Annotated in this window: 19 protein-coding genes; 5 read left to right on the plus strand and 14 right to left on the minus strand. The window is 46.5% G+C overall.

Features of this window, described 5'->3' with window-relative positions; translation table 11 throughout:
• Positions 1–42: 42 nt before the first annotated feature.
• The 6 genes from QUA04_RS00690 to QUA04_RS00715 form a co-directional block, all read right to left on the minus strand.
• A complete protein-coding gene (locus QUA04_RS00690; protein WP_333252822.1) occupies positions 43–5,148 on the minus strand; it encodes a PAS domain S-box protein in 5,106 nt (1,701 codons plus the stop codon).
• Positions 5,149–5,479: 331 nt separating this feature from the next.
• Complete coding sequence (locus tag QUA04_RS00695) at positions 5,480–5,881, minus strand: fasciclin domain-containing protein (protein ID WP_015178455.1); 402 nt, start codon at positions 5,879–5,881, stop codon at positions 5,480–5,482.
• 307 nt (positions 5,882–6,188) lie between these two features.
• The gene (locus tag QUA04_RS00700; RefSeq protein ID WP_333252824.1) at positions 6,189–6,620 is read right to left on the minus strand and encodes a hypothetical protein; all 432 of its coding nucleotides are present in this window, start codon (positions 6,618–6,620) and stop codon (positions 6,189–6,191) included.
• Position 6,621: 1 nt separating this feature from the next.
• A complete protein-coding gene (locus QUA04_RS00705; protein ID WP_333252825.1) occupies positions 6,622–6,984 on the minus strand; it encodes a hypothetical protein in 363 nt (120 codons plus the stop codon).
• 263 nt (positions 6,985–7,247) lie between these two features.
• Positions 7,248–7,691 carry an Hsp20/alpha crystallin family protein gene (locus QUA04_RS00710; protein WP_333252827.1) on the minus strand — a complete coding sequence of 148 codons (444 nt, stop codon included), beginning with the start codon at positions 7,689–7,691 and terminating at the stop codon, positions 7,248–7,250.
• 496 nt (positions 7,692–8,187) lie between these two features.
• Positions 8,188–8,475 (minus strand): hypothetical protein, encoded by a 288-nt coding sequence (locus tag QUA04_RS00715; RefSeq protein WP_333252829.1) that lies wholly within the window; start codon positions 8,473–8,475, stop codon positions 8,188–8,190.
• Between the two features lie 185 nt (positions 8,476–8,660).
• Between QUA04_RS00715 and QUA04_RS00720 the strand changes: the two genes are divergently transcribed.
• The 4 genes from QUA04_RS00720 to plsY all read left to right on the plus strand — a co-directional run bounded on the left by QUA04_RS00720 (position 8,661) and on the right by plsY (position 12,096).
• Positions 8,661–9,455 (plus strand): MlaE family lipid ABC transporter permease subunit, encoded by a 795-nt coding sequence (locus QUA04_RS00720; RefSeq protein ID WP_333252831.1) that lies wholly within the window; start codon positions 8,661–8,663, stop codon positions 9,453–9,455.
• A gap of 63 nt (positions 9,456–9,518) precedes the next feature.
• Positions 9,519–9,911, plus strand: coding sequence for a DUF3119 family protein (locus QUA04_RS00725; protein WP_015178462.1), 393 nt, complete (start codon positions 9,519–9,521; stop codon positions 9,909–9,911).
• A 59-nt stretch (positions 9,912–9,970) separates the two neighbouring features.
• A complete protein-coding gene (locus QUA04_RS00730) occupies positions 9,971–11,302 on the plus strand; it encodes a DUF3086 domain-containing protein (RefSeq protein ID WP_333252833.1) in 1,332 nt (443 codons plus the stop codon).
• A 113-nt stretch (positions 11,303–11,415) separates the two neighbouring features.
• Positions 11,416–12,096 carry a glycerol-3-phosphate 1-O-acyltransferase PlsY gene (plsY, locus tag QUA04_RS00735; protein ID WP_333252835.1) on the plus strand — a complete coding sequence of 227 codons (681 nt, stop codon included), beginning with the start codon at positions 11,416–11,418 and terminating at the stop codon, positions 12,094–12,096.
• A 97-nt stretch (positions 12,097–12,193) separates the two neighbouring features.
• On the opposite strand, the gene QUA04_RS00740 is transcribed toward plsY, so the two are convergent.
• Positions 12,194–12,982 carry a calcium-binding protein gene (locus QUA04_RS00740; protein WP_333171976.1) on the minus strand — a complete coding sequence of 263 codons (789 nt, stop codon included), beginning with the start codon at positions 12,980–12,982 and terminating at the stop codon, positions 12,194–12,196.
• A gap of 123 nt (positions 12,983–13,105) precedes the next feature.
• Between QUA04_RS00740 and QUA04_RS00745 the strand changes: the two genes are divergently transcribed.
• Positions 13,106–15,556, plus strand: coding sequence for a bifunctional serine/threonine-protein kinase/ABC transporter substrate-binding protein (locus tag QUA04_RS00745; RefSeq protein ID WP_333252837.1), 2,451 nt, complete (start codon positions 13,106–13,108; stop codon positions 15,554–15,556).
• Between the two features lie 36 nt (positions 15,557–15,592).
• Here the strand turns inward: QUA04_RS00745 and proC are convergent, their stop codons facing one another.
• The 7 genes from proC to der form a co-directional block, all read right to left on the minus strand.
• On the minus strand, positions 15,593–16,438 hold the full coding sequence (gene proC / locus QUA04_RS00750; protein ID WP_333252839.1) for a pyrroline-5-carboxylate reductase: 846 nt from the start codon (positions 16,436–16,438) through the stop codon (positions 15,593–15,595).
• A 192-nt stretch (positions 16,439–16,630) separates the two neighbouring features.
• Positions 16,631–17,248 (minus strand): cell division protein SepF, encoded by a 618-nt coding sequence (locus QUA04_RS00755; protein ID WP_333045108.1) that lies wholly within the window; start codon positions 17,246–17,248, stop codon positions 16,631–16,633.
• 117 nt (positions 17,249–17,365) lie between these two features.
• Positions 17,366–18,031, minus strand: a complete 666-nt coding sequence (locus QUA04_RS00760; protein WP_333252841.1) for a YggS family pyridoxal phosphate-dependent enzyme — start codon at positions 18,029–18,031, stop codon at positions 17,366–17,368.
• Positions 18,032–18,103: 72 nt separating this feature from the next.
• Positions 18,104–18,373 (minus strand): transcriptional coactivator PipX, encoded by a 270-nt coding sequence (gene pipX, locus QUA04_RS00765; RefSeq protein ID WP_006634205.1) that lies wholly within the window; start codon positions 18,371–18,373, stop codon positions 18,104–18,106.
• A 42-nt stretch (positions 18,374–18,415) separates the two neighbouring features.
• Complete coding sequence (gene acpS / locus QUA04_RS00770) at positions 18,416–18,874, minus strand: holo-ACP synthase (protein WP_333059107.1); 459 nt, start codon at positions 18,872–18,874, stop codon at positions 18,416–18,418.
• Between the two features lie 166 nt (positions 18,875–19,040).
• Positions 19,041–20,036, minus strand: coding sequence for an energy-coupling factor transporter transmembrane protein EcfT (locus tag QUA04_RS00775; protein ID WP_333252843.1), 996 nt, complete (start codon positions 20,034–20,036; stop codon positions 19,041–19,043).
• Between the two features lie 162 nt (positions 20,037–20,198).
• Complete coding sequence (gene der / locus QUA04_RS00780) at positions 20,199–21,560, minus strand: ribosome biogenesis GTPase Der (protein WP_333252845.1); 1,362 nt, start codon at positions 21,558–21,560, stop codon at positions 20,199–20,201.
• Positions 21,561–21,624: the final 64 nt, after the last annotated feature.

Here is a 21,624-nt window from a genome sequence, read left to right on the forward strand (position 1 = left end):
GCGATTGGGCCCGATAGCCCTGTTCAAAAGAAAATTGATTGATTACTCAGTAGGCATCAAGTTTTGAACCCGCGCCAGAATTATTTCTAATTCAGCGATGATTTTTGTAGCCCCCTCGAAATCATTTGATTCGGCCAGACTTTGAAGCTGATCTGCCATATCGGGCATTAACCGCACTGCCGCGGTAGCGCTGACACCTTTAATTTGATGAGCGTGGCGGGCGAGTGTCTCCATATCTCCCGAGGCGATCGCCTCCTTAGCAGCTTCTAAATAACTACCAGTATCCACCACAAAAGCTTGCAGTATTTCCTGCTCAAACTCTAAATCAGCGCCCGAAATTTCGTGCAAACGTGCCATATCGACTACCGATTCGATATCTGGCTCAGAATTTTGAAGTTCCTCTCCATGAAACTTGGGAGTTTCAATTTTTAGCTTTGCCGACCAATTTTCTAGTACCGATTTTAACTTTTCAATCGCAATAGGTTTGCTAATATAATCGTCCATGCCCGCCGCCAGACACTTTTCCCGATCGCCCTTCAAAGCATTCGCCGTCATCGCAATCACCACCGTCTTTTGATGCGGCTCCATCTTGCCAGCAGCAGCATCTGCCGCTTCCCGGCGGCGCAATTCCAGCGTTGCTTCGTAACCGTCCAAAACCGGCATCTGACAGTCCATCAACACAATGTCATACTTTTTCAGAGCAACCATAGATAGCGCCTCTGCACCGTTATTGGCGACATCCGCAGTGCATCCCAAAACTCTAAGTTGATTGAGACCAACTTTTTGATTGATTGGAGTATCTTCAACTAACAAAATCTTTAAACTTGCTAACTCCCGGTTGTCAATAGCTGAGGCTCGAGTGGACGTTGAATTTGCCAGCGGCTCATCAATCAGCGTCATCGGGGCGATCGCATTCGCCAAGCAATCAAATAGTCGGTGAGCTTTAACAGGTTTAGTTAAATACCCGCTAAAACCACTATCTACCAAGCGTTTCGCCTCTGCAAGCTGAGTCATTGAAGTCAGCACCACCCACTTTGTCTGCTGCATTGCAGGCTCAGAAATCCTCAAGCGTTCGAGACTTCCCGCCACCATTTCCGGCAACTGAATATCAACCAAAACGATATCGTAAGGGGAATTAAGGCTGACAGCTTTGTACAGAGATGCGATCGTCATCCAACCGTTTTCAACCTCCTCCACCTCCATTCCCCACAAAACAGCCATTCTCACTAGCACTTTTCGTACTGTCGGCTTGTCGCTCGCAACTAACATTTTTCGCCCCGCCAGCACCGTTTCCAAATTAACTTCGCACGCTGCCCCGACAGCAGTTAAATTTTCCTTAACTATCGGCACAGTAAACCAAAAAGTCGAGCCTTTGCCCGGGGTACTTTCCACACCGATTTGCCCACCCATTAACTCCACCAACTCCTTAGAAATAGCCAGCCCCAAACCTGTGCCACCATATTTTCTTGTCGTAGAGGCATCAACTTGAGTAAAAGATTGAAACAGCTTTTTTTTGTCTTCTGGAGCAATCCCAATTCCTGTATCTGTGACTTTAAACAGCAGGAGCATCGAGTCATTGTTTTCTATTTTTGACGGATCGATATTCTCTAAAATTTTCGGATTCTCCCTGGCTGCCAATAACCCAGGATTACTAGCATTGACCACCTCAATTACCACTTCTCCGGCTTCTGTAAACTTAATAGCGTTGTTGATCAAATTAGTGAGTATTTGCCGCAACCGCGCTGCATCACCTTTAATTTGCACCGGCACGTCGCTGTCAATCAGTGCCACCACTTCTATACCTTTTTCTTGTGCGGGAGTTGCCAACAAATCCAGCACTTCATTCACACAGATACTGAGGTTAAATTCGATTGTTTCTAACCGCATTTCTCCTGCTTCCAGTTTGGAGAGATCCAGAATATCGTTAATGATGGACAGTAAATTTTGGCTGCTGAGTTTCAGCGTCTGCACAAAGTCAAGTTGTTCGGGAGTAAGATTCGTTTTCAGCAGCAAATCAGTCATCCCCATCACTCCATTCATTGGAGTACGGATTTCGTGACTCATATTTGCTAAAAATAGCGACTTCATTCGAGATGCTTCTAGGGCTGCTTCTCGGGCCTGCTGCGCTTGTTCAAAAAGAGTAGATTGCTGAATGGCGATCGCCAACTGCACGCTCAACCTTCCCAGCAAATCCATCTCAGAATCAGTCCAAACACGCGGAGCGCTGCAGTGATGGGCAATCAGCAATCCCCACAACCGATTTTGGCTCGTTTCCCAACTCCTTCCCGGCAGTTCACTTCGAGTTTCCGGCGAATATTCTGCTGCGAAACCCTGACTTTCATCGCCTATAAAAATTGGTACAACTACATTAGCCCTTACCTGCAAACTAGCAAGTAAATCTCGGTGTTCCTCGCTCAAATTGGCCGTATAAATATCTGCCATTGCTTGAATTGTTTCTGCACTGTACAGCCATACATAACTTTCCCCCAAGGATGTTCTTTGAACTTTTCTGCCCAGCAGGGGCATCCAATTATCCCCTACAGATTCCACAACAACAACCGCTGTTTCCTCGGAATCAAAACGATAAATTACCGTGCGGTCAGTTGCCAACAACTGCCGCACTTCTTGTACAGCCGTGCTCAGAGTTTGAGTGAGGTTGAGAGACTGCCGGACTCGCTGGGCGATCGCCGAAACCAGGCGTTCTTGTTCTGCTTGTTCCCGCAGCATTCTCTCAGCTTGCTTGCGTTCGGTGACATCGCGAATTACCGCAGCAAAGCACAGCGGTTCGGTGGTTTGAGGGTGCTTGACCAGAAAAGCATTCATCGCAACATCAATGCGTCTTCCGCTTTGCAAGTGCTGCATTTGACCTTCTCCTTGCCACTGGCCCTGGTTGCTAATTGTTGGCAAAATCTCTTGACTGAATTTCTGTTTAAAAGTTGGGCCGATATACTCCCATATCTCGGTATCAAGCACTGCCGAAAGATTCTCTACACCCACCAGTTTTCGTCCGGCTTCGTTGACAAACAGCGTTTTGCCTTTCAGGGTAGCCATACCGATAAAATCGCTGCTGTTTTCAATCAGCGACACAAATTTTTGCCGTTCTTCTTCTCCTTTTTTGCGTTCGGTAATGTCGCGCTTGACGCAGACATGACAAATTACATCGTCGGCGTTGTTAATCACAGAGTAGGCCGCAACGTCGATCGCCAGCGTCTGACCTTTTTTAGTGGAGTTAGTAATTTCGCCCCGAAAACTTCCTGTTTTCGCTAAACTTTGGGCAATTGCCAAAAAGCGCTCCCCCGCAACCAGCGGCGAAGCTTCTGCTTCTAATTCCGCGTCTGTGTATCCTAGAAGCGTTTGGTGAGCAAGATTTTGTTCGAGGAAAAACCCGTCAGCATCGATAATGACGATCGCATCATTGGAGTTTAAAAATATTTCTCGGTAAAGCTTTAGTTTTTCCTCAGCTCGCTTTCGTTCGGTTATGTCTCTTTTGACACTTACGTAACAAACTACATCCCCAGCATCATTGAGAACCGCAAAAGCCGAAAGCTCGACCTCAACTGTTCCTTCTGGCAAAGCCTTAATAAAGGTCATTTCGCCTCGGTAACTCCCAGTTTCTGCCAAGGTTTGCATTACCGAGGCAAATGCCTGTTCTCCCATGTGAGTTGTCGGGGTTTTCCCCCACAATTTCGATGCACTGTAACCCAGCAAAGCCGTGTGAGCTTGATTTGTTTCTAAGTAATAGCCTTGGGCGTCTAAGATCGCGATCGCATCGTTGGATTTCAAAAAGATTTGTTGATAAAGTTGCAGCTTCAGTTCAGCTTGTTTCCTGGCGCTAATATCCGTGAACAAGCCGTAGTAAACTATCTCCCCCGATGCTTGGAATTCTGGCTGGGAAGCTCCTTGCACCCATTTAAGTTTTCCCGACGGAGTGACAATTCTTCCTTCCCACCGCCAAGGCTGCAAATTTTCAGCAGAAAGCGTCACCGAGTTGAGAAAATCATCTCGATCTTCCGAATGAATCATGTCAACAATTACATTAAAATTCTGCTGAGCAGCCTCTGGTTCTATTTCATACAATTCTCGGCAGCCCGCGCTCACAAACGAGAAGACCATCGAGCCGTCTGGATGCAAGTCAATTTGATATACCGTACCCGGTACGCTAGCAGTAATTTTTTGCAGTTGGGCTTGGCTTTGATTCCTGGCTTCATCTGTAGCCTGCAATTGACCAATCTCTCTAGAAAAACCCAAAACCCCAAATATATTACCCTCTGCATCGCACAGTGGCACTTTTTGCGTGTCAAAGATGTGTTGTTTGCCACCTTCAAAGACGATCGCCTGGTAGGGATTGCGAACCCTCTCTCCAGCCAGCACAGCTCGATCTTCCTCGCGGATGCCCCTAATTTTGCCGTTGCGATCGCCAAATACTAATTCGGCTGAAAACCCTAATTCAATATCATCTTTGCCGATAATTTCCTCAACATTTTTCCCCACATATTCAGCAAAACTTTGATTTACAAAAATGTATCTAAAGTTTCTATTTTTCGCAAAAACTCTGTCCGGGGTCTCGTCCATTACAGCCCGCAACAATAGTTCTTGACTTTCCGAATCTAGAACAAAATTATTTTTAATTTTATCCTTGACACGGGTATTTTTAGCAGCTAAGATATTTAACTGTTTTGCACAAATTTGAGCGACAGTGTGGAGTAAACAAAGGTGTTCCAAATTAAAAGCAGTTGCCTGCTCTGCACCAATGAAATATACTCCCAACAATTCTTCACTTTCCTCCAGGTTGGCTGGTACCATCAAGACCGACTGAAACTGAGCAATTGGTGGCGGAGTCATGTTGTGCGCCCAGTCCCGATTGCCAGCAAGCCATTCAGCGCCAGCAGCTTGCAAGCGCCCTTTAATTTCGGCTCTGGCGCTAGCAGTTAACGGCTGTAAGTGTTCCAGGTATAGTCGATCGTCCGGTGGCGTCAAAATTGCGATCGCCGCGCCCGGAATCAGGCGCCCGAGATGTGCCAGACACGCAGACCAAATTTCATCAGCCCCAGCCGCGAGTTGTACTTTCTCGGTAAGTTCGTTGAGAACTTGCAGTTCCAAGGTACGCTGGCGGACTTTTGCTTTGAGGCTGGCGGCTAGGATTTGCATAGTGCTCACCAAACTGGTTTGCTTATATTATAATTATTGATTTTAAAACTTTGACAAACAATCATCTTAAAATACATCCGGCGAAAAGACAACGGTTTTATATTTATATTACCTTCAATCGCTAAAAAACAATGACGTGATCGGGAGCAAAGAGACACTGCTCAATGCAAGCTCTCGCTCCCGCTGCGACACTTAAGCTCACACCCAAACACAGATGCAAGCTCCGACTTGGGCGATCGAACTCAAAAAAATTTAGACCAAAGTTCAAACCCTCAAATTCAGGTGTTGAGTCAATCAAAAATCGAAAATCGAAAATCAATGGACGGTGAAACTAGCCCATTAAAATCACATTATCGATCACATGGATGACGCCGTTATCAGCTTCGATATCCGCAGCGACAACTGTAGCATTTTTCACCTCAAAACCGTCAGAACAATCAATTTTAATCGGCGAACCTTCCAAGGAAGTAACAAAGCCGAGTTTTGCCAAATCAGCTTTCATGAACTTACCGGAGACGACATGAAACATCAAAATCCTAGTTAGTTGGGGAACGTTCTGCACTAGGGTTGTGATAGTTCCCGGCGGCAATTTCGCAAAAGCATCGTCATTGGGTGCAAAGACAGTAAAAGGGCCCGGACTTTTGAGCGCGTCTACTAAATTAGCTACTTGCACGGCTGTTACCAGGGTTTGGAACGAACCCGCACCTACGGCAATATCAACAATATCAGGCATTGTGTTTTACCTCATCTGGGAAAAAAGTTCTATTAAGTATCGTAAACTGAGGCGGGCAACAATACCTACTGTCTTTTTTGAAAAATTGGTAATTCTTTTGTAGTGAGGACTTCAATCCTCAGATTTTTGATGAGGACTTCACTCCTCACTACAAACCTAATAATATAGGACTTACATATGGGGGCCCAGAAACCGGGTTTTTTACGAAAACACTTCGTTAAAACCCGCATATTAGGTAAAAAACCGAGTTTCGAGGAGTCGGAGTCCGTCCCGGACTGTAATAGTTATTTTACCCGATATAATTTTACTAAAACCTTGGCAATTTAACCGGGCGGGGGTTTACAACTGGTACAATACTGCTGGCGATTGTGATACCAAGATCCTTTGTTTCTAAATCTGGTACTTCAGCATTTAGGTTTTCTCCCTTGTGAATGCTAAAACTGCCGTACAAAATTGAAATTTCAAAAATGTCTGTATGAATCAAAGCTGCTTTCCGGTGCGCGTTTTCACCCAAATGAATGCCAATCAAATCAGCTTCAGGATCGGTGACATCTTCAGGATGGAACACCTCCCAACTGATGTCTCGGCAGTCATGAAATACTATGCTATAAGGCAATCGATCGCCTGTCGGATCGTAAATACATTCAAATAAAATTTCATTCCCCCACAAAGACACATTGACATTTGTGATGAGGGATGTAAGTCCACCTAAATTAAGCAAGTTGTAGTCATCGGGCATATTAATTACTCACTTTTTCTCCAGAATTGTGCGTCCCAGGAATCTTATTGCCAAATTCATCGCGTGTTTTGACCAAGCTGCCATCTTTGTCAAGACGTAAACCTTTGTTTATTTTTCGGCCATCTGAACCGTATCTGGGAGCTGGGGTGCGTACAACTTCACCATCAGGACGGATATTGACTCGCGAACGATCGGCAAATTCGTATTCAAGATAACCCCCTTCAGTAGTTCTGATTTCTGCACCCAGCCCGCGCAAAAAGTCATCGACTTCTTGGCGAGTCATCCCGGTTAAGTCTCCAAACTCAGATGCAATTCCATTTCCTCCCACTCCCTGACTCGGCACGCAAGTCTCCTGACCAACCATTGCTTATTGGAGTTTAGCACGGTTGAAGAATCGGAACAAGGAAGTTCGGGAACGGATTCGCTTTCTGAGGATGTAACAGATGGATGGAAGAACGAAGAAGGAAAAAGGAAGAATCATTCCTCAAACTCGCAAGGGCTAATTACTCATTCCCAATGCTTTTCGGCCTAATTACCACTTACCAATTCCAAATTTCAAAAACAAATAGGGGGTGCCTTGCGCCCCCCTACTAATTAACTAAAACTAACTAAAGTAGGAAACAATTCTTAGCCCCCGATTTGCACTTTCACCACGCGGTTCTTTTCTGCTTCCGCTTTAGGCAAATTCAGGTGCAAAACTCCATTTTTGTACTCAGCTTCTACGCTGTCATTTTGAACCCGTGCGGGTAGGGGAATAACCCGACGGAACGAACCGTAACGGAACTCAGAGCGAGTCATGCCTTTATCTTCACTCTTACTTTCGTGACGGCGTTCGCCGCTGATAGCAACAGCTTCTGCGGTTACTTGTACGTCCAAATCCTTAGCTTCCATGCCCGGAACTTCTAATTTAAGGTGGATGGCTTCGGGAGTTTCATCGAGTTCGGCGGGGGGTAGAAAAGCAGAACCGTTAGATCCGCGATCGGTTGCCGGTGATAAGCTATCAAACAACCGATTCATTTCGCGTTGCAAGGAGTCCATTTCCCGCAAAGGTTCCCAACGAATAAGTGCCATAACTAATACCTCGACTATCTGAAGTTTTTAGAAGTTGAGAAACACTTGACTCAACTTGTATTTAATATATTCCAGCTCCAGAAATAGGGGGATTCGGTTTTCCGCAAAAAGGGCGATCGCATTACCGAACATTTGCGAGCAATAATGTAGAGTGAGTCGGTTGGAGATGTGAGATTTGAGATTGACTCCACAGATGAATCTGGAAGTTTGACCAAGAGTCTAAAATTTCAAGTATCCGTTTTTGGGCGAAGTCAGCCGATTTGAGGTTGGAGAGTTGAGATTTGAGATTGACTCCACACATTAATCGGGAAATTTTAACTTTGGTCTAAAATTTTTTGCTCTCCACCACTCCTGTCTGCTAGCAACTATCCGTTTGTAGGTAAAGTCATTGCAGGGGGCGCTATTTGATGGAATCGCAACCCAACAATTTGAGATTTGAGATTTAATTTATAGTTCCCAACCTAAAATCTCAAATCCCATATATAACGAAACAAAATTAACTCCAACGCGAGTGCTGATAAGAAGCGTAGGTATCAAACAAAGCACCCACCAAACCAAAAGTTAGACCGATTACGAAAAAACCCTGGAGGGGACAGCCGGTGCCGAAAGTAGCTAAGAACTGCAAAATCAGGTCTTCTCCAGAACGACCAACTCCTTGGAGAGCAGGGACGAAGCCGATCAGCGAAAAGCTAGTCAATCCCGCGCCGATTAACAATAAGGGGGCGACAAAGCTCAACAGGCTGGTCAGCAGTACAGAGCGAAGAAAATTGGGAAAAATGCTCATAAGAGTCAGTAAATTCAGCTAAACTGCCGAAAGGTGCAAGCAAACAAAACTTGTCCTTTTCTACGATAGGCAGCGATCGCCCTCAGTGGCCAGTTCTGTCAGAAATCTTAAATGTTATAGAAAAAACTTGTTTAAGATTTGTAGATAAATTTCATTTTTTGCAGTTGTTCTAGAGTCGAAATCCCTTGACCCCTACTACATCTTCGAGCCTCAGTTTGTGGAGTCAGCGTTTGCTGGCAGCAATTTTATTGGGCGGCCAAGTCATGCTGCACTTGCTGAAGGGCAAAATTCACCGCCGCAACACCCTCGACCAAATGGCCGCAGTCGGCCCGGAATCTCTGCTGATTGCTTTGCTGACTGCGGGTTTTGTCGGCATGGTATTTACTATTCAGGTAGCGAGGGAGTTTATTAACCTCGGGGCCGGCAATGTCGTCGGTGGCGTTTTGGCTTTGTCTTTGACTCGTGAACTCGGCCCCGTCTTAACAGCCGTAATCGTGACGGGACGGGTAGGTTCGGCTTTTGCAGCGGAAATCGGCACGATGCAGGTAACAGAACAGATAGATGCCCTGCTGATGCTCAGAACAGACCCGATCGACTATTTAGTAATTCCCCGCGTCCTTGCTTGCTGCTTGATGCTGCCCATTTTAACCATCATGTGTCTCGTCACCGGCATCCTCGGCGGACTGCTGATTGCTACGACGATGTACGGCATCTCTCAAAGCGTGTTTTTAGAATCAGTCCGCAATTTCCTGAGTCTGTGGGATATTTGCAGCGCGGCAATTAAGGCTTTTGTATTCGGTGGTTTGATTGCTGTAATCGGCACTAGCTGGGGTTTGACAACCACCGGCGGGGCAAAAGGCGTCGGTCAATCGACTACTACGGCGGTAGTTACGGCTTTACTGGCTATTTTTATTGTGAACTTTTTCATGACTTGGCTGATGTTTCAGGGGACGGGCTCTAGCGTACTCAAAGGCTTGTAAGCTTGGAAACAGATAAAATATGAATAATCGGCAACATTCGTTTACTACCCTTGATTTAAACCCGTGAATACCACTGCCTCTTCGACTGCGCCGACAAATACGATCGAACTCGCTCCGAGTTATGCGATTCCCCTAGTCCTGGTACTGGCGGCCCTACCGCTGCTGTTCGTGCAGAAGTGGGCGAGTTTGCCACTTTCGCTGTTCGGCTTGTTTCTGATGTACCAAGCCGCCACCATCCGGCTGCAATTTACCCCAACCGATTTGGACATTTATCGATCGTCCAACTTAATCCGTCGCTTTCCTTACCGAGAATGGCAAAATTGGCGGATATTTTGGCCCGCTGTGCCGATTTTGTTCTATTTCAAAGAAATTAACAGCATTCACTTTCTGCCGGTTCTGTTCGATCGTAAAATGCTACAGACCTGCTTAGAACAGCGCTGTCCCCGTCAAGACTAAAAAAGTTGTTAATTTTTAATTTTTAACTTTTCCGTGCCCTACGCCGAACCAAATTTCCCATGAATTCAGACGAATCTCCAACCCAAGAACCGCAACCACAACCAGCCGCCCCAAGCCGTGCCGGCGAAGTCGATTTACCCGTAAATGAGACGGATTACCAACTTCCATCTCAAACAGAGGATTTGTGGCTCGACCAAAATGAACTTCAAGCCCAAATCCCGGCAGAAACAGACCCGCCCCTGGGCGAGGAAGATGCCGAAATCGCCCAATTCGTGGACGAAGCAGGCGCAATCGCCCAAATTCAGCCCAACACCGACGATGGCGAATCAGAAAGCCCGATCGCTCAAATTGAGCTTCCAACAGACTCCCAGCCAACAGCAACCGCAGAAATGGTAACGCACATCCCAGAAAATGTTACCGAACAGTTGGCAGAGAGAGTCAAAGAATTGCAGCAGCAAGAACAAGCTTTGACAGAAAAAATTGCCGCCTTGGAAGCCGACAAAGCCAATGCTATAGAAGCGTTGGGTTCCGCTCAAGCCTCGATCGGGCGTTTGGTACAAGACGGCTTGATTCAACTAGATCAGCGCAAACAAGCGCTGCAAATCGAAGTAGAAAAACTCGAACGCCGGCGCGATCGAATTCAAAAGGAAATGCGAACCACTTTTGCCGGCGTTTCCCAAGATTTAGCAATTCGAGTCCAGGGTTTCAAAGACTATCTAGTAGGCAGTTTGCAGGATTTGGCAGCCACCGCCGAACTCTTAGATTTGACGCCACCGATGCAAGAGACGCCCAAGCAAATTCCTGCTGAGGAGTCTCAATCCTCAGCACCAGTAAATCCCAAATTTGCCGAACAGGGATTTCAAGAACAAGCCAAACAAATTCGCCGCACCCTCGATCAATACCGCACTCTTCCCGACTACTACGGCCCGCCTTGGCAACTTCGCCGCACTTTTGAACCCATCCACGCGGAACGAGTTTCTAATTGGTTTTTCACCCAAGGAGGAAGGGGTGCTTTGCGGACTATGGGTTCGCGCTTGCAAAATATCTTGATTACTTCGACTATTATTTCTGTACTCAGAAGCGTCTACGGCGGACGGGTGCGGACTTTGGTGCTCGCCAACAGTCCCGAACGTTTGGGAGAGTGGCGCCGGGGTTTGCAGGACTGTTTGGGGATTACTCGCAGCGATTTTGGCCCGGAACGGGGGATTATTATGTTTGAGTCTGCGGAAGCTTTGGCTCAAAAAGCCGATCGACTGGTGAAAGATGGCAAATTGCCGCTAATTGTTATTGATGAAACTGAGGATTTAATTAGTTTGTCAATTCTGCAATTTCCGCTATGGCTGGCATTTGCTGCTGATCCGCAAACTTTGACGACTGCTAAGGATTTTTGATTGGGTAATGGGTAATTGGTAATTGGTAATTGCTAATTAGTAATTGCTAATTGCTAATTATGCTAGGGGAAAGGTTGCAAATTTTAAAAGTACACGAAATCTCAAATTAAAAAATGGCTAGCTGGATAATTTTAAATGGCGCACTGTTAATAGCAGCTTATCTGCTGGGTTCGATTCCTACTGGGTACGCTTTGGGGAAATGGATGCTGGGAATTGATATTCGAGAGGTTGGTTCTGGTTCGACTGGTGCGACTAACGTACTGAGGACTTTGGGGAAGTGGCCGGGGTTGGGGGTGTTGCTGGTTGACGTGTTGAAGGGGGTAAGTGCGATCGTCCTAATCCGCTACATTTATTCTCTCACTTTCACCCAGCAGCTAGCAACTGCCGCAGGTTTAGAAAATACTGCAACTGTCATCCCTTGGATAGCAACTTTAGCGGGTTTATCTGCTGTTTTGGGTCACAGCAAATCTATTTGGCTGGGGTTTACTGGCGGTAAATCTGTGGCTACGAGTTTGGGAGTTTTGCTGGGTTTGTACTGGCCAGTTGGTTTGGGAACTTTCGGAATTTTCGGGATAGTATTTGCGGTATCGCGAATTGTTTCTTTAAGCTCGATTATCGGAGCAATTAGCGTTGCTGGATTGATGTTTGCTTTACATCAGCCGCTAGCTTATCTATTGTTTGGAATTGCGGGCGGTGTGTTTGTAATTGTGCGGCATCGGAGCAATATTCAGCGACTGTTGAAGGGTACGGAACCGAGGATTGGGGAGAAATTGGAAACAGCAGCTAGCGATTGATAATTATTATTGTTGTAACGCTGGTTGCAGATTACTATTTCTCTGTCCAATCTTCGATTTAAGCTTTTGCAGGAGGCATTGCAGCGCATTATACAGCTTAGAATCCCTGAACCGAGATAATACTCCCTTGAACCTCAGCCACTCTTACATTTGCCACAAACCCTACTATGTCACCGGAATTCCTAACTTTAATTAGAGTGCCTTGACTCTGTATCGGTTGAGTATCGAATGCACCTGGCGGGACAAATGGTTTGATACTTTCTGGTGCATCAAACCCAAATAAGACTGTCACGTTTGTCACGTATTGCAAATCTACATCGCTAGCAGTCAAACCGCCTGCCAATCCAATTCGATCGAAAGCGGGTCTGAAACCTAAAATAAAATCGGCATTATTGACATCTGTAACTCCGGGTTCTGCTTGGAGGACGTACAAGTTGCTGCCCCCGATTTTGAGTGAAGTATTATTATCATCCGCACTTAGTAAAATGTCGCGACCCAAACCTCCAACCAGAGTGTCATTTCCGTTACCGCTGAGTAAAAAATCATTGCCTCTACCGCCCAAGAGAATATCGTTTCCCGCACCACCCATCACAAAATCTGCATCTTGACCGCCGCTGAGAGAGTCATTTCCCTGATCTCCAGACAGGAAGTCTTTACTTTTTCCTCCGAGTAAAGAATCGTTGCCCAACTCCCCGCTCATAAGATCTTCCCCTTCGTTGCCAAATATCAAATCATTAGCTGTTGAGCCGGTGACTAGATCGTCACCTCCGAGCATCCAACCTCCCAAAGGAAAATTAGTTGCATCTGCGATCGACAAAGTAACGACTTCGGATGTATTGTCGCCAATTAATCGCCGCTGTTCTGACGGATCGGGTTTTAAAGCCATAAAAAATCTCCGCGTAAAATCTCAGATGCCAAGATTATTAAATAAGCCACTCTCGAAATCAATTCATATATTCATAACTTTGAGTTCATAAAAGTCATAACTTTGAGTTCATAAAAGTCATATTTGTGGTACGCTCGGCACCAAGGAGTGCAGCGAGTTAAGGGGATGGAACAATTTATGTGTCTGAATCCAGGGGATATTCTGCGCGATCGCTACCGAATTATCGCTAAATTAGGTGAGGGAGGGTTTGCTAAAACCTATACGGCTAACAACGCTTTGGGCAGCCCCGGAAATCCCCTGTGCGTCGTCAAGGAAATTGAGCCTCCTCAATCGAACGATCCCGATGTTTTGCACAGGGCACAGGTGCAATTTGAAACAGAAGCTGAATCCCTGATATCTCTGGAAGAGTGTTCGCGCATTCCCAGGTTAATCGAGCACTTTCAAGAACAGGGAAGATTTTACTTAATTCAAGAATATATTGAAGGAAATCCGCTGAACAAGGAGATCGGTTCAGGCAGGCAGTTTAGGGAATCAGAAGTTATTGATTTATTGCAGGACATTTTAGAAGTTTTAGATTGCGTCCACAAAAAACATATTATTCACCGCGATATTAAACCGTCAAACTTAATCCGGTGCAACCGCTCCGGCAAAATTGCCGTGATTGACTTTGGGGCAGTCAAAGGTATTAGCAATTTGGCGATTCAGGGCGGTCAAATAACTCAAACTCGCATCATCGGTACAGACGGTTATATGCCGGCTGAACAGTGGAAAAATCAGCCAAGATTTAACAGCGATATCTATGCTGTGGGAATCATCGGCATTCAAGCGATCGCAGGTTTAGATATTCAAGACTTTTTTAATGATAAAAAAACTGGGGAACTCGTCTGGCACTACTCAACTGACGATCGCCCGATGGTACAAATTAGCGACAAGCTGGAAAAAGTTTTAAATAAAATGGTGCGCTACCACTTTAACGATCGCTATCAATCCGCTGGTGAAGTGTTGCAGGATTTGCGATCGCTAACAGCATTGCAGTCACCGTCGCCGAAACGCAGGCTGTTTTCTCGATCGCGCGATCGCTTGTTGCCATTGGCGATCGGGGGAATGGCAGCGGGACTGGCAGCCCCTATTTTTTTACACACAATTGCACCTAAAACTTGTCCTTTAATCCAGGGAGATGCTTTGAGTTGCGGCGAAGAAATCCTAGTAACAACTTCTTCGCCTCGGTCAAAGCAAAAGGGAGTTGAGGAGTTTGCCAAATCCAATTATCAATCTGCTTTTGATTTATTCAAAAAATCCTGGACTGAAGAAGACAGCATCGATCCAGAAACGTTAATTTACATGAACAATGCTTTCCTGAAGGCTAAAAATATTGATTGTTACACAATTGCTGTTGCCGTTCCAATCCTAAAAAATCAAGATGGTTCCGTAGTTAATGCAGATTCAGCAAAAGAACTTTTGCGCGGCGTTGCCCAAGCCCAAACACAAGTTAATTTAGGAACCATCGCTGCTAATGAGAGGAATAAAAGCTTTCCCGGTCAAAACTTTCTCAAAGCCAAAGCTATTAACGGAAAAGGTCTGAGAGTCATCATTGCTGACGATGCAAATCTCACAACAGAGGCAATTAAAACAGCAAAGGCACTGGTTAAACAGCCGGATATTTTAGGGGTAGTAGGTCACTATGCCAGCGAGATGACAGTATCAACAGTAGATATTTATGACCAAAATAACCTGGTTTTAGTTTCTCCAGCAAGCACAACGGAAGAACTGACAGAAAAGCATCGAAAAATTTTCTTTCGCACATCTTATTCGAGTCGGTTTGCGGCTCAAACTTTAGCCAACTATCTGCGCTCAGCAGGCAAAAACAAAGCAGCAGTTTTATACAATCCAGGGAGTTCGTCAGGTTCTTATTTTACGCGGGATTTCAAAAGGTATTTTCAAGATGACAAAACCGGAAAAATAGTCAGGATTCGCGACTTTGATTTATCTAAAAAAGACTTCAATGCCCAAACAGCTTTAAATCAAATCCAGCAAACCGGAGAAACAGCGATCGTCTTATCTCCAGACGGCCAAATTACCAATTCCTTAAATAACGCGATCGCAATGGTTAAAGCCAACCGCGAGCGCAATTTGATAGCCGGAATTTGGGTACTCTACAAGTGGAGAACTTTAGAAGCAGCATCCCAGCTAAAATCTTTTGAAAAACTAATCGTGTCTGTCCCCTGGCATCCCTTAAGCAGTATTAATAAAAAATTTCCTCAACAGGCTCAAAAGCTGTGGGGAGGAACGGTAAATACCGATACAGCCTTAGCTTACGATGCAACTATTGCACTGATTAAGGCAATGGAAATGCTGCAGCAACCCAGCCGCGAAGGAATGCAGAAAACGCTTTCTCTTCCGAATTTTATTGTGGAAGGAGGAACAGGAACTATTCAGTTTGGAGAGAATGGCGATCGCAAAAATCCCCCCAGCCAATTGGTGCATATTGTTAAGTGTCGAAAAGAACAATTTGGTGTAGCTTTTGTTCCCGTCCAGTATCCGACAGCGGCAGCGGCAGGTTTAAAGTGCGATTGAACTCATTTCCGATTGTTTCTGTGCCTTATTCCTGGCTTATTTACCTAATTCTTGAGAACGCAAACAAGCTGCTTTCACTGCTTCGATTAGGGCCGATCGAAAGCCGCTACTCTCTAATTTAGCAATTCCCGCAATAGTCGTGCCGCCGGGACTTGTAACTTGATCTTTCAATTGTGCCGGGTGCATTCCCGTTTCTTGCATTAGCTTCGCCGTACCGAATACAGTTTGCAAAGCTAATTGAGAGGCGATCGCCCGTGGCAAACCAGCACAAACTCCGCCATCTGTCAAGGCTTCAATTAAAATTGCTACATAACCAGGCCCGGAACCCGAAAGCCCCGTCACCGCATCCAGCATACTCTCAGGCACTTCTACCACTTCTCCCACGGCCTGAAAGATGCGCTTTACCAATTCTAAATCAGCCGGTTGCACGAGTTTTCCCGAGGCGATCGCGCTCATTCCCGCTCCTACCGTGGCAGGAGTATTCGGCATCACCCGCAGCACTCCCCGCCCCGGGAAGGCTGGTTCGAGCTTGCTCAGTGGCACTCCTGCCAAAATCGACACTACCAGCGCTTCTGGCTGGGAATTAGCCGTTTCTCCATTATTGCCCTGTTGGCGATCGGCCGCCACCGCCAGCTCCAAAGCTACGGTATCAAAAACTTGCGGTTTAATGGCCAAAAACAGCACTTCTGTAGCGGCAGCAACTTCTAGATTGCTGGCTGTTGTTCCAATCCCGTAGGTTTCCGTCAAAAATTGGCGCCGTTGAAGTTGTGGGTCGCTCACCAATATTTCTGAAGGCAAATAAACTTTTTGTGCAATTAAGCGGGATAAGAGAGCCTCTCCCATTACCCCGCCGCCGATCGTACCAAATTTTATGTTTGTCATTAGTCAGTTGTCACTTGTCACTTTTGAGTTATCAGTTGTCAGTTGTCAGTTGTCAGTTGTCATTGGTTACTTAGTTGTTAGCTAAGGTTATTAATCCGCAGTGTTTATTCCACAGTTATTAGTTGTTAACTATTGACTACTGACTACTGACTACTGACTACTCACCACTGTCAACTGACTACTAACTACTGACTACTGAGCGATTGGAGCTTGTTCTGCCGGCCACACTGTCGGTGCAGGAGCAGCAGGACGAGGGCGTCCTTGAGCAGGAGGCACTTCGTGAACCACACCAGACTGAGTTCTCACCTGCACGCAGCTAGGCGTAAACAAGAAAATACTTTCGCCAATTCGCTCTTGATGACCGTCCAGGGCATAAGTACCGCCCGCCACAAAGTCCACAGCTCTTTGCGCTTGGTCTGGGTCCATCACCGTCAGGTTCAAAACCACAGACTTCCGTTCCTTAAGCGCTCGAATTGCTGCCGGCATCTCTTCAAAAGTGCGCGGCTCCATTACTACTACTTCCGAAATCCCGTTCATAGCTCCAGGCATTCCTATCACGTTATTCATTACTGACCCTACTCCCGCAGTTGGTGCAACGACATCCATACCTGTCGATCCTACTACTGACCGCTCCCGCATTCTACGATTTTGACGACGTTCTTCTTCTGCTGCTGCGACGGCAGCGGCGTTGGGTTCAGGCGCTTGGTAGAAGTTCTGATAGCGCTCCCCTTCCGTTTCGTCGTACACGTCATCGTACTCAGGCTCATTGTTGATGCCTACAAAATCTCGCAGTTTAGAAAAAATATTCATGATTCACGCTCCTTCACGACTTGGCTGCCCCGACTATACTCGCGTTGCGCGTTAGTCGCGGGTGGCTGACTACTCTATATTTAACCTAAATTGTCTTTATTAGAAGATTTCAATTATTTATCCCCTCCTAGAGCCAAATAAGGTTTGTCCTAGCCGTACCATAGTAGCACCTGCTTGAATTGCCAAATGATAATCCCCCGACATCCCCATCGAGAGCTGCTGCATTTGAATGCAGGGCAAATTTTGCTGCTGGATTTTGTCAGCAAGTTCGCGGGTGCTGTTAAATAATTCTAGGATTTGCGAGTCATTTAACCCCAGTGGGGGTATTGTCATCAAACCTTGAATTTTGATATGCTGACATTTGTTGAGTTCTGAAAGGTCGGCAAGCAGTTCTGGAACGCTCCAGCCGTATTTGTCCGGGTCGGGCAACATTTTGACTTGCAGGCAGACTTGGGGAGAGCAGGACATTTCGCCCGCCAAGCGCGAGAGTCGCTGAGCGAGTTTTAAATTGTCTAGAGAGTGAATCCACTGGAAATGCTCTAGGGCCTTGGCGGCTTTGTTGGCTTGCAAGTGGCCGATCAAGTGCCAGTTGATATCCGGCAAATCTTGCAGTTGGCTTTGTTTTTCGGCAGCCTCTTGAACCTTACTCTCGCCAAAATCGCGGATACCGGCGTCGTATGCTTCGCGTATAGCATCAGTCGGTACCTGTTTGGTAACGGCAATTAACCGCACTGATTCGGGCAAGTGTTGGCGAATGCTGTTAATTCGAGAGGCTATGGTCATGGGTGCTCAACGCTGGGAAATGGAGGGAAGGAAAATTAAGAGAGTTACCAATTACCAAATTACTAATTTTCGTTATTGAAATGTGCGCTGGTGAATGGTCTGCAATTGGTCGTACTCTTGATATTGACCGCTGCGACGCAGGGTTCGCAGGCGAATTTCGACCATGAGGCGAGCGTCGGAGCGGCTGATGGGTTCAAATCTCAGCCCGCCAGGGCCGTTTGTTACCAAAAAAAACAGCCGCTGGGCGTATAGGGTGGTAAATAATTCTTGGCTGTCTTCAACCTGGGATACCCTGAAGAGGAGGCCAAAGTTTGGATGATTCAGGTAAGTTTCGGTAGTCATTCACGCTCACAATCGATCAATTTTAGATTTTAGATTTAGATTTTAGATTTTAGTTTCGCTCGATCGCCCGACGGCGTTGTTTGACGGCGGGCTACAAAGGGCGATCGCCGTAGCCGTGCAATAGTCTCCGTCGTGGCTGAGGCTCAATTGCCACTGGCAATTTCCCCAAACAGAGGCTTGTGCTGCCGCGGTTCCGTGCAGTTGCACATTTGGAGCACCGTTTTCGGAGCGCCGAATTTCCACATCTGCATACCGTATTCCCCGCCATCCCGTGCCTAGAGCTTTGACAACGGCTTCTTTTGCTGCCCAGCGCCCCGCTAGTTGGTTGCAGGAAACTCGATTCATTTTACCTTTAATGCTGCTGTGTTGAGAATTTAGTTGCCCGCAATCCCTTTGTTCGGCGGGCGTGTAAACTTTTTCGAGGAAGCGATCGCCAAACCGGTCTAATGCGGCTTGAATGCGGGGAACATATACGATATCTGTCCCAAGATAGATGTTCAAGGTCTGGGTTCTCTAAATATTTATCTCCATTACTTTAGCAGGACTGCCGCGTACCAGACAAAATTTACTAAAATGTAGGCCCGTGATCCAAACCACGGGCTTCATCAGTTATTCCCAATTCTTCAAAATTCTTCAATCTAAAATCTAAAATCTAAAATCTAAAATCTCAACTGTCCCAACCCCAAACCAAGCGGGCACTCCAGAGGACGAGTAAGCAGCCGAGGGCGATCCAATCTCGGATTTTCAATTGCAACTGGTGCCATTCTACACGGTGTCGATCGGGACTGGTGAAGCCGCGAACTTTCATGGCGCTGGCTATTTGTTCAGCTCGCAGGAGCAAGTTTTCTAACAGCCGCTCGGCTATCATCAACCAAACTTGAGCGGCGCGACGAAATCCGAGTTTTTTCCAGTTTATCGCTCGGGTACTCACCGATCGCACTAAATTTTGTATTTCTTCCAATACTAAGGGAATGAATCGCAAAGATAAAGTTAATGTTAAGGCTATTTCCGTAACAGGCCAGTTCAAGCGGCGCAGGGGCTGCATTAAGTTTTCAAGCGCGGCGGTGATTTCTTCACTCGCTGTGGTGAGGAGGTAGAGGTTGGTGCTGTAAATTACTGTAAAAAATAGGGTGCTGACGTTGATAGCTAAATCTAGGGATTTGCGGGTGATTTTAATCGGGCCTTGTTTGAATACAACGTAACGGTAGTTTGTGGGTTGGGGGAGTTGATTTGGGCTTTGGGCTTTGGGATTGGGGATTGGGGAGTTTGAGCCTAAGTTAAAAGGTTTGTACCAGGGCTTTGGCTGGGGCGGGGGTGGAAGAGTTGCGGGCTGTTGGGAAAACGTTAATTCGTCGGCGGGGATGCGGGGCTGGTGTTCTGCGGGGAGTCCGTCGGGGGCGATCGCGCTGAGGCAAAATACTAATAGGCAGAATAGCAGCAGCAGTCCCATTTGCTGTTTCCACACGCGCAAGGGAATTGCTGCGGTTAGTGTCAGTACGATTAACATTCCTACTAGCATGAACCGCCAGATGGGATTGGCCAGTATTGGCGCAATCAGAAATGTCATCAACCAAGCTAATTTTACGCGGGAGTCTAGTCGGTGAAGCCAAGTTACTGGTTGTTCTAGGTAAAGTCCTATGGGGAGCGAGCGAAGTAAGTCCATTTGGGGATTTTAGATTTTAGATTTTAGATTGTCGATTTTTAATAATACTAATTTATTGAACCGCGAAGACGCGAAGGAAGAGAAGAGAAGGAAGAGAATAGAAAAAAACGCAATTTGCTTTGGTCGTTAAATTGCGTTTTTTATTGAATCTAAAATCGAAAATTACTTGACTCGCAGTGCTCTGTTTGTTGTGCTCATTTCGGTGGCACGAACTTTTTTGCCTCTCCAAAGCAGCCGCATTGGTGTACCGGTAAAGCCTAGGTGTTTTCGGAATTGGCTTTCCATGTAGCGGCGGTAATTTTCGGTGAAGCGTTTGGGATCGTTGACAAATAGGGCGATTGTCGGTGGCTGCGATCGCACTTGAGTACCGTAATAGATTTTGCCTTGTTTTCCTTGGCGGGTAACTGGGGCTGAGTGCCAGGTTGTGGCTTCTTCTATGACTTCGTTAATGACGGCGGTAGTGACGCGGCGCTTGTGTTCGTCGGAGGCTTTGTCTACTAATTCAATGATTTTTTCAACTCGCTGTCCACTCATGGCGCTAACAAAAATCATTTCTGCCCAGTCGAGGAAATAAAGTCGGGTTCTTACTTCTCTTTCGTACTCGTATATTGTGTCGGAGTCTTTTTCTACGGCGTCCCATTTGTTGACGACTATGATGCAGGCTCGACCTTCTTGGCTGATACGATCGGCTAATTTTTGGTCTTGATCCGTAACGCCGTCAATTGCGTCAATTACTAACAGTATGACGTTGGCGCGACGGATGGCTTTGAAAGCGCGGTTAATCCCGAAAAATTCTGCACCGTATTCGACGTTCTTCTTTTTGCGAATTCCTGCGGTGTCGATCAGGCGGTAGGTTTTACCGTTGCGTTCTACTAAGGTGTCGATCGCGTCGCGGGTTGTGCCGGAAATCGGGCTGACTATGGCGCGGTTTTCTCCGAGAAATGCGTTTAACAAACTCGATTTTCCGACGTTGGGACGACCGATAATTGCTACTTTAATTTCCTCAACTTCTGGTAATATTTCCGTGGGAAGGTAAGTAATTAATTTGTCTAGCAATTCGCCGGTGCCGTTGCCGTGAATGCCGGAAACTGGGAAAGGTTCTCCGAGTCCCAATTGCCAAAAGTCTGCTGCTTGGGTGAGTCCTGTATTTTCCGATTCGCATTTGTTGACGGCGAGAATGACCGGAACTTTTTGCAACCGCAGCCAAGATGCGATCGATTCGTCGCCGCCGGTGAGCCCGGTTTTTCCGTCAACTACGAAAATGGCTGCGCTGGCTTCTGCGAGGGCCGCCATTGCTTGTTCGCGAATTAAAGGCAGAAATTCTGTCTCGTCGTCGAATACGAGCCCGCCGGTGTCTACGACTTGATATTCCCGATCGCCCCAGTATGCTGGTCTGTAAGTGCGATCGCGCGTGATTCCTGGTTCGTCGTGGACGATCGCGTCTTGGGTGTTGGCTAAACGGTTGACTAGCGTCGATTTGCCTACATTGGGGCGTCCAATAATAGCAACTATAGGTAGAGACATAAAAGTAGCAGCAATTACACTGCGCCGTAATTTTGAGGTTTAGCCTTTTATTGTAAGCGAAACT

This window comes from Microcoleus sp. S13_C5, assembly GCF_036700845.1.
GTDB lineage: Bacteria > Cyanobacteriota > Cyanobacteriia > Cyanobacteriales > Microcoleaceae > Microcoleus.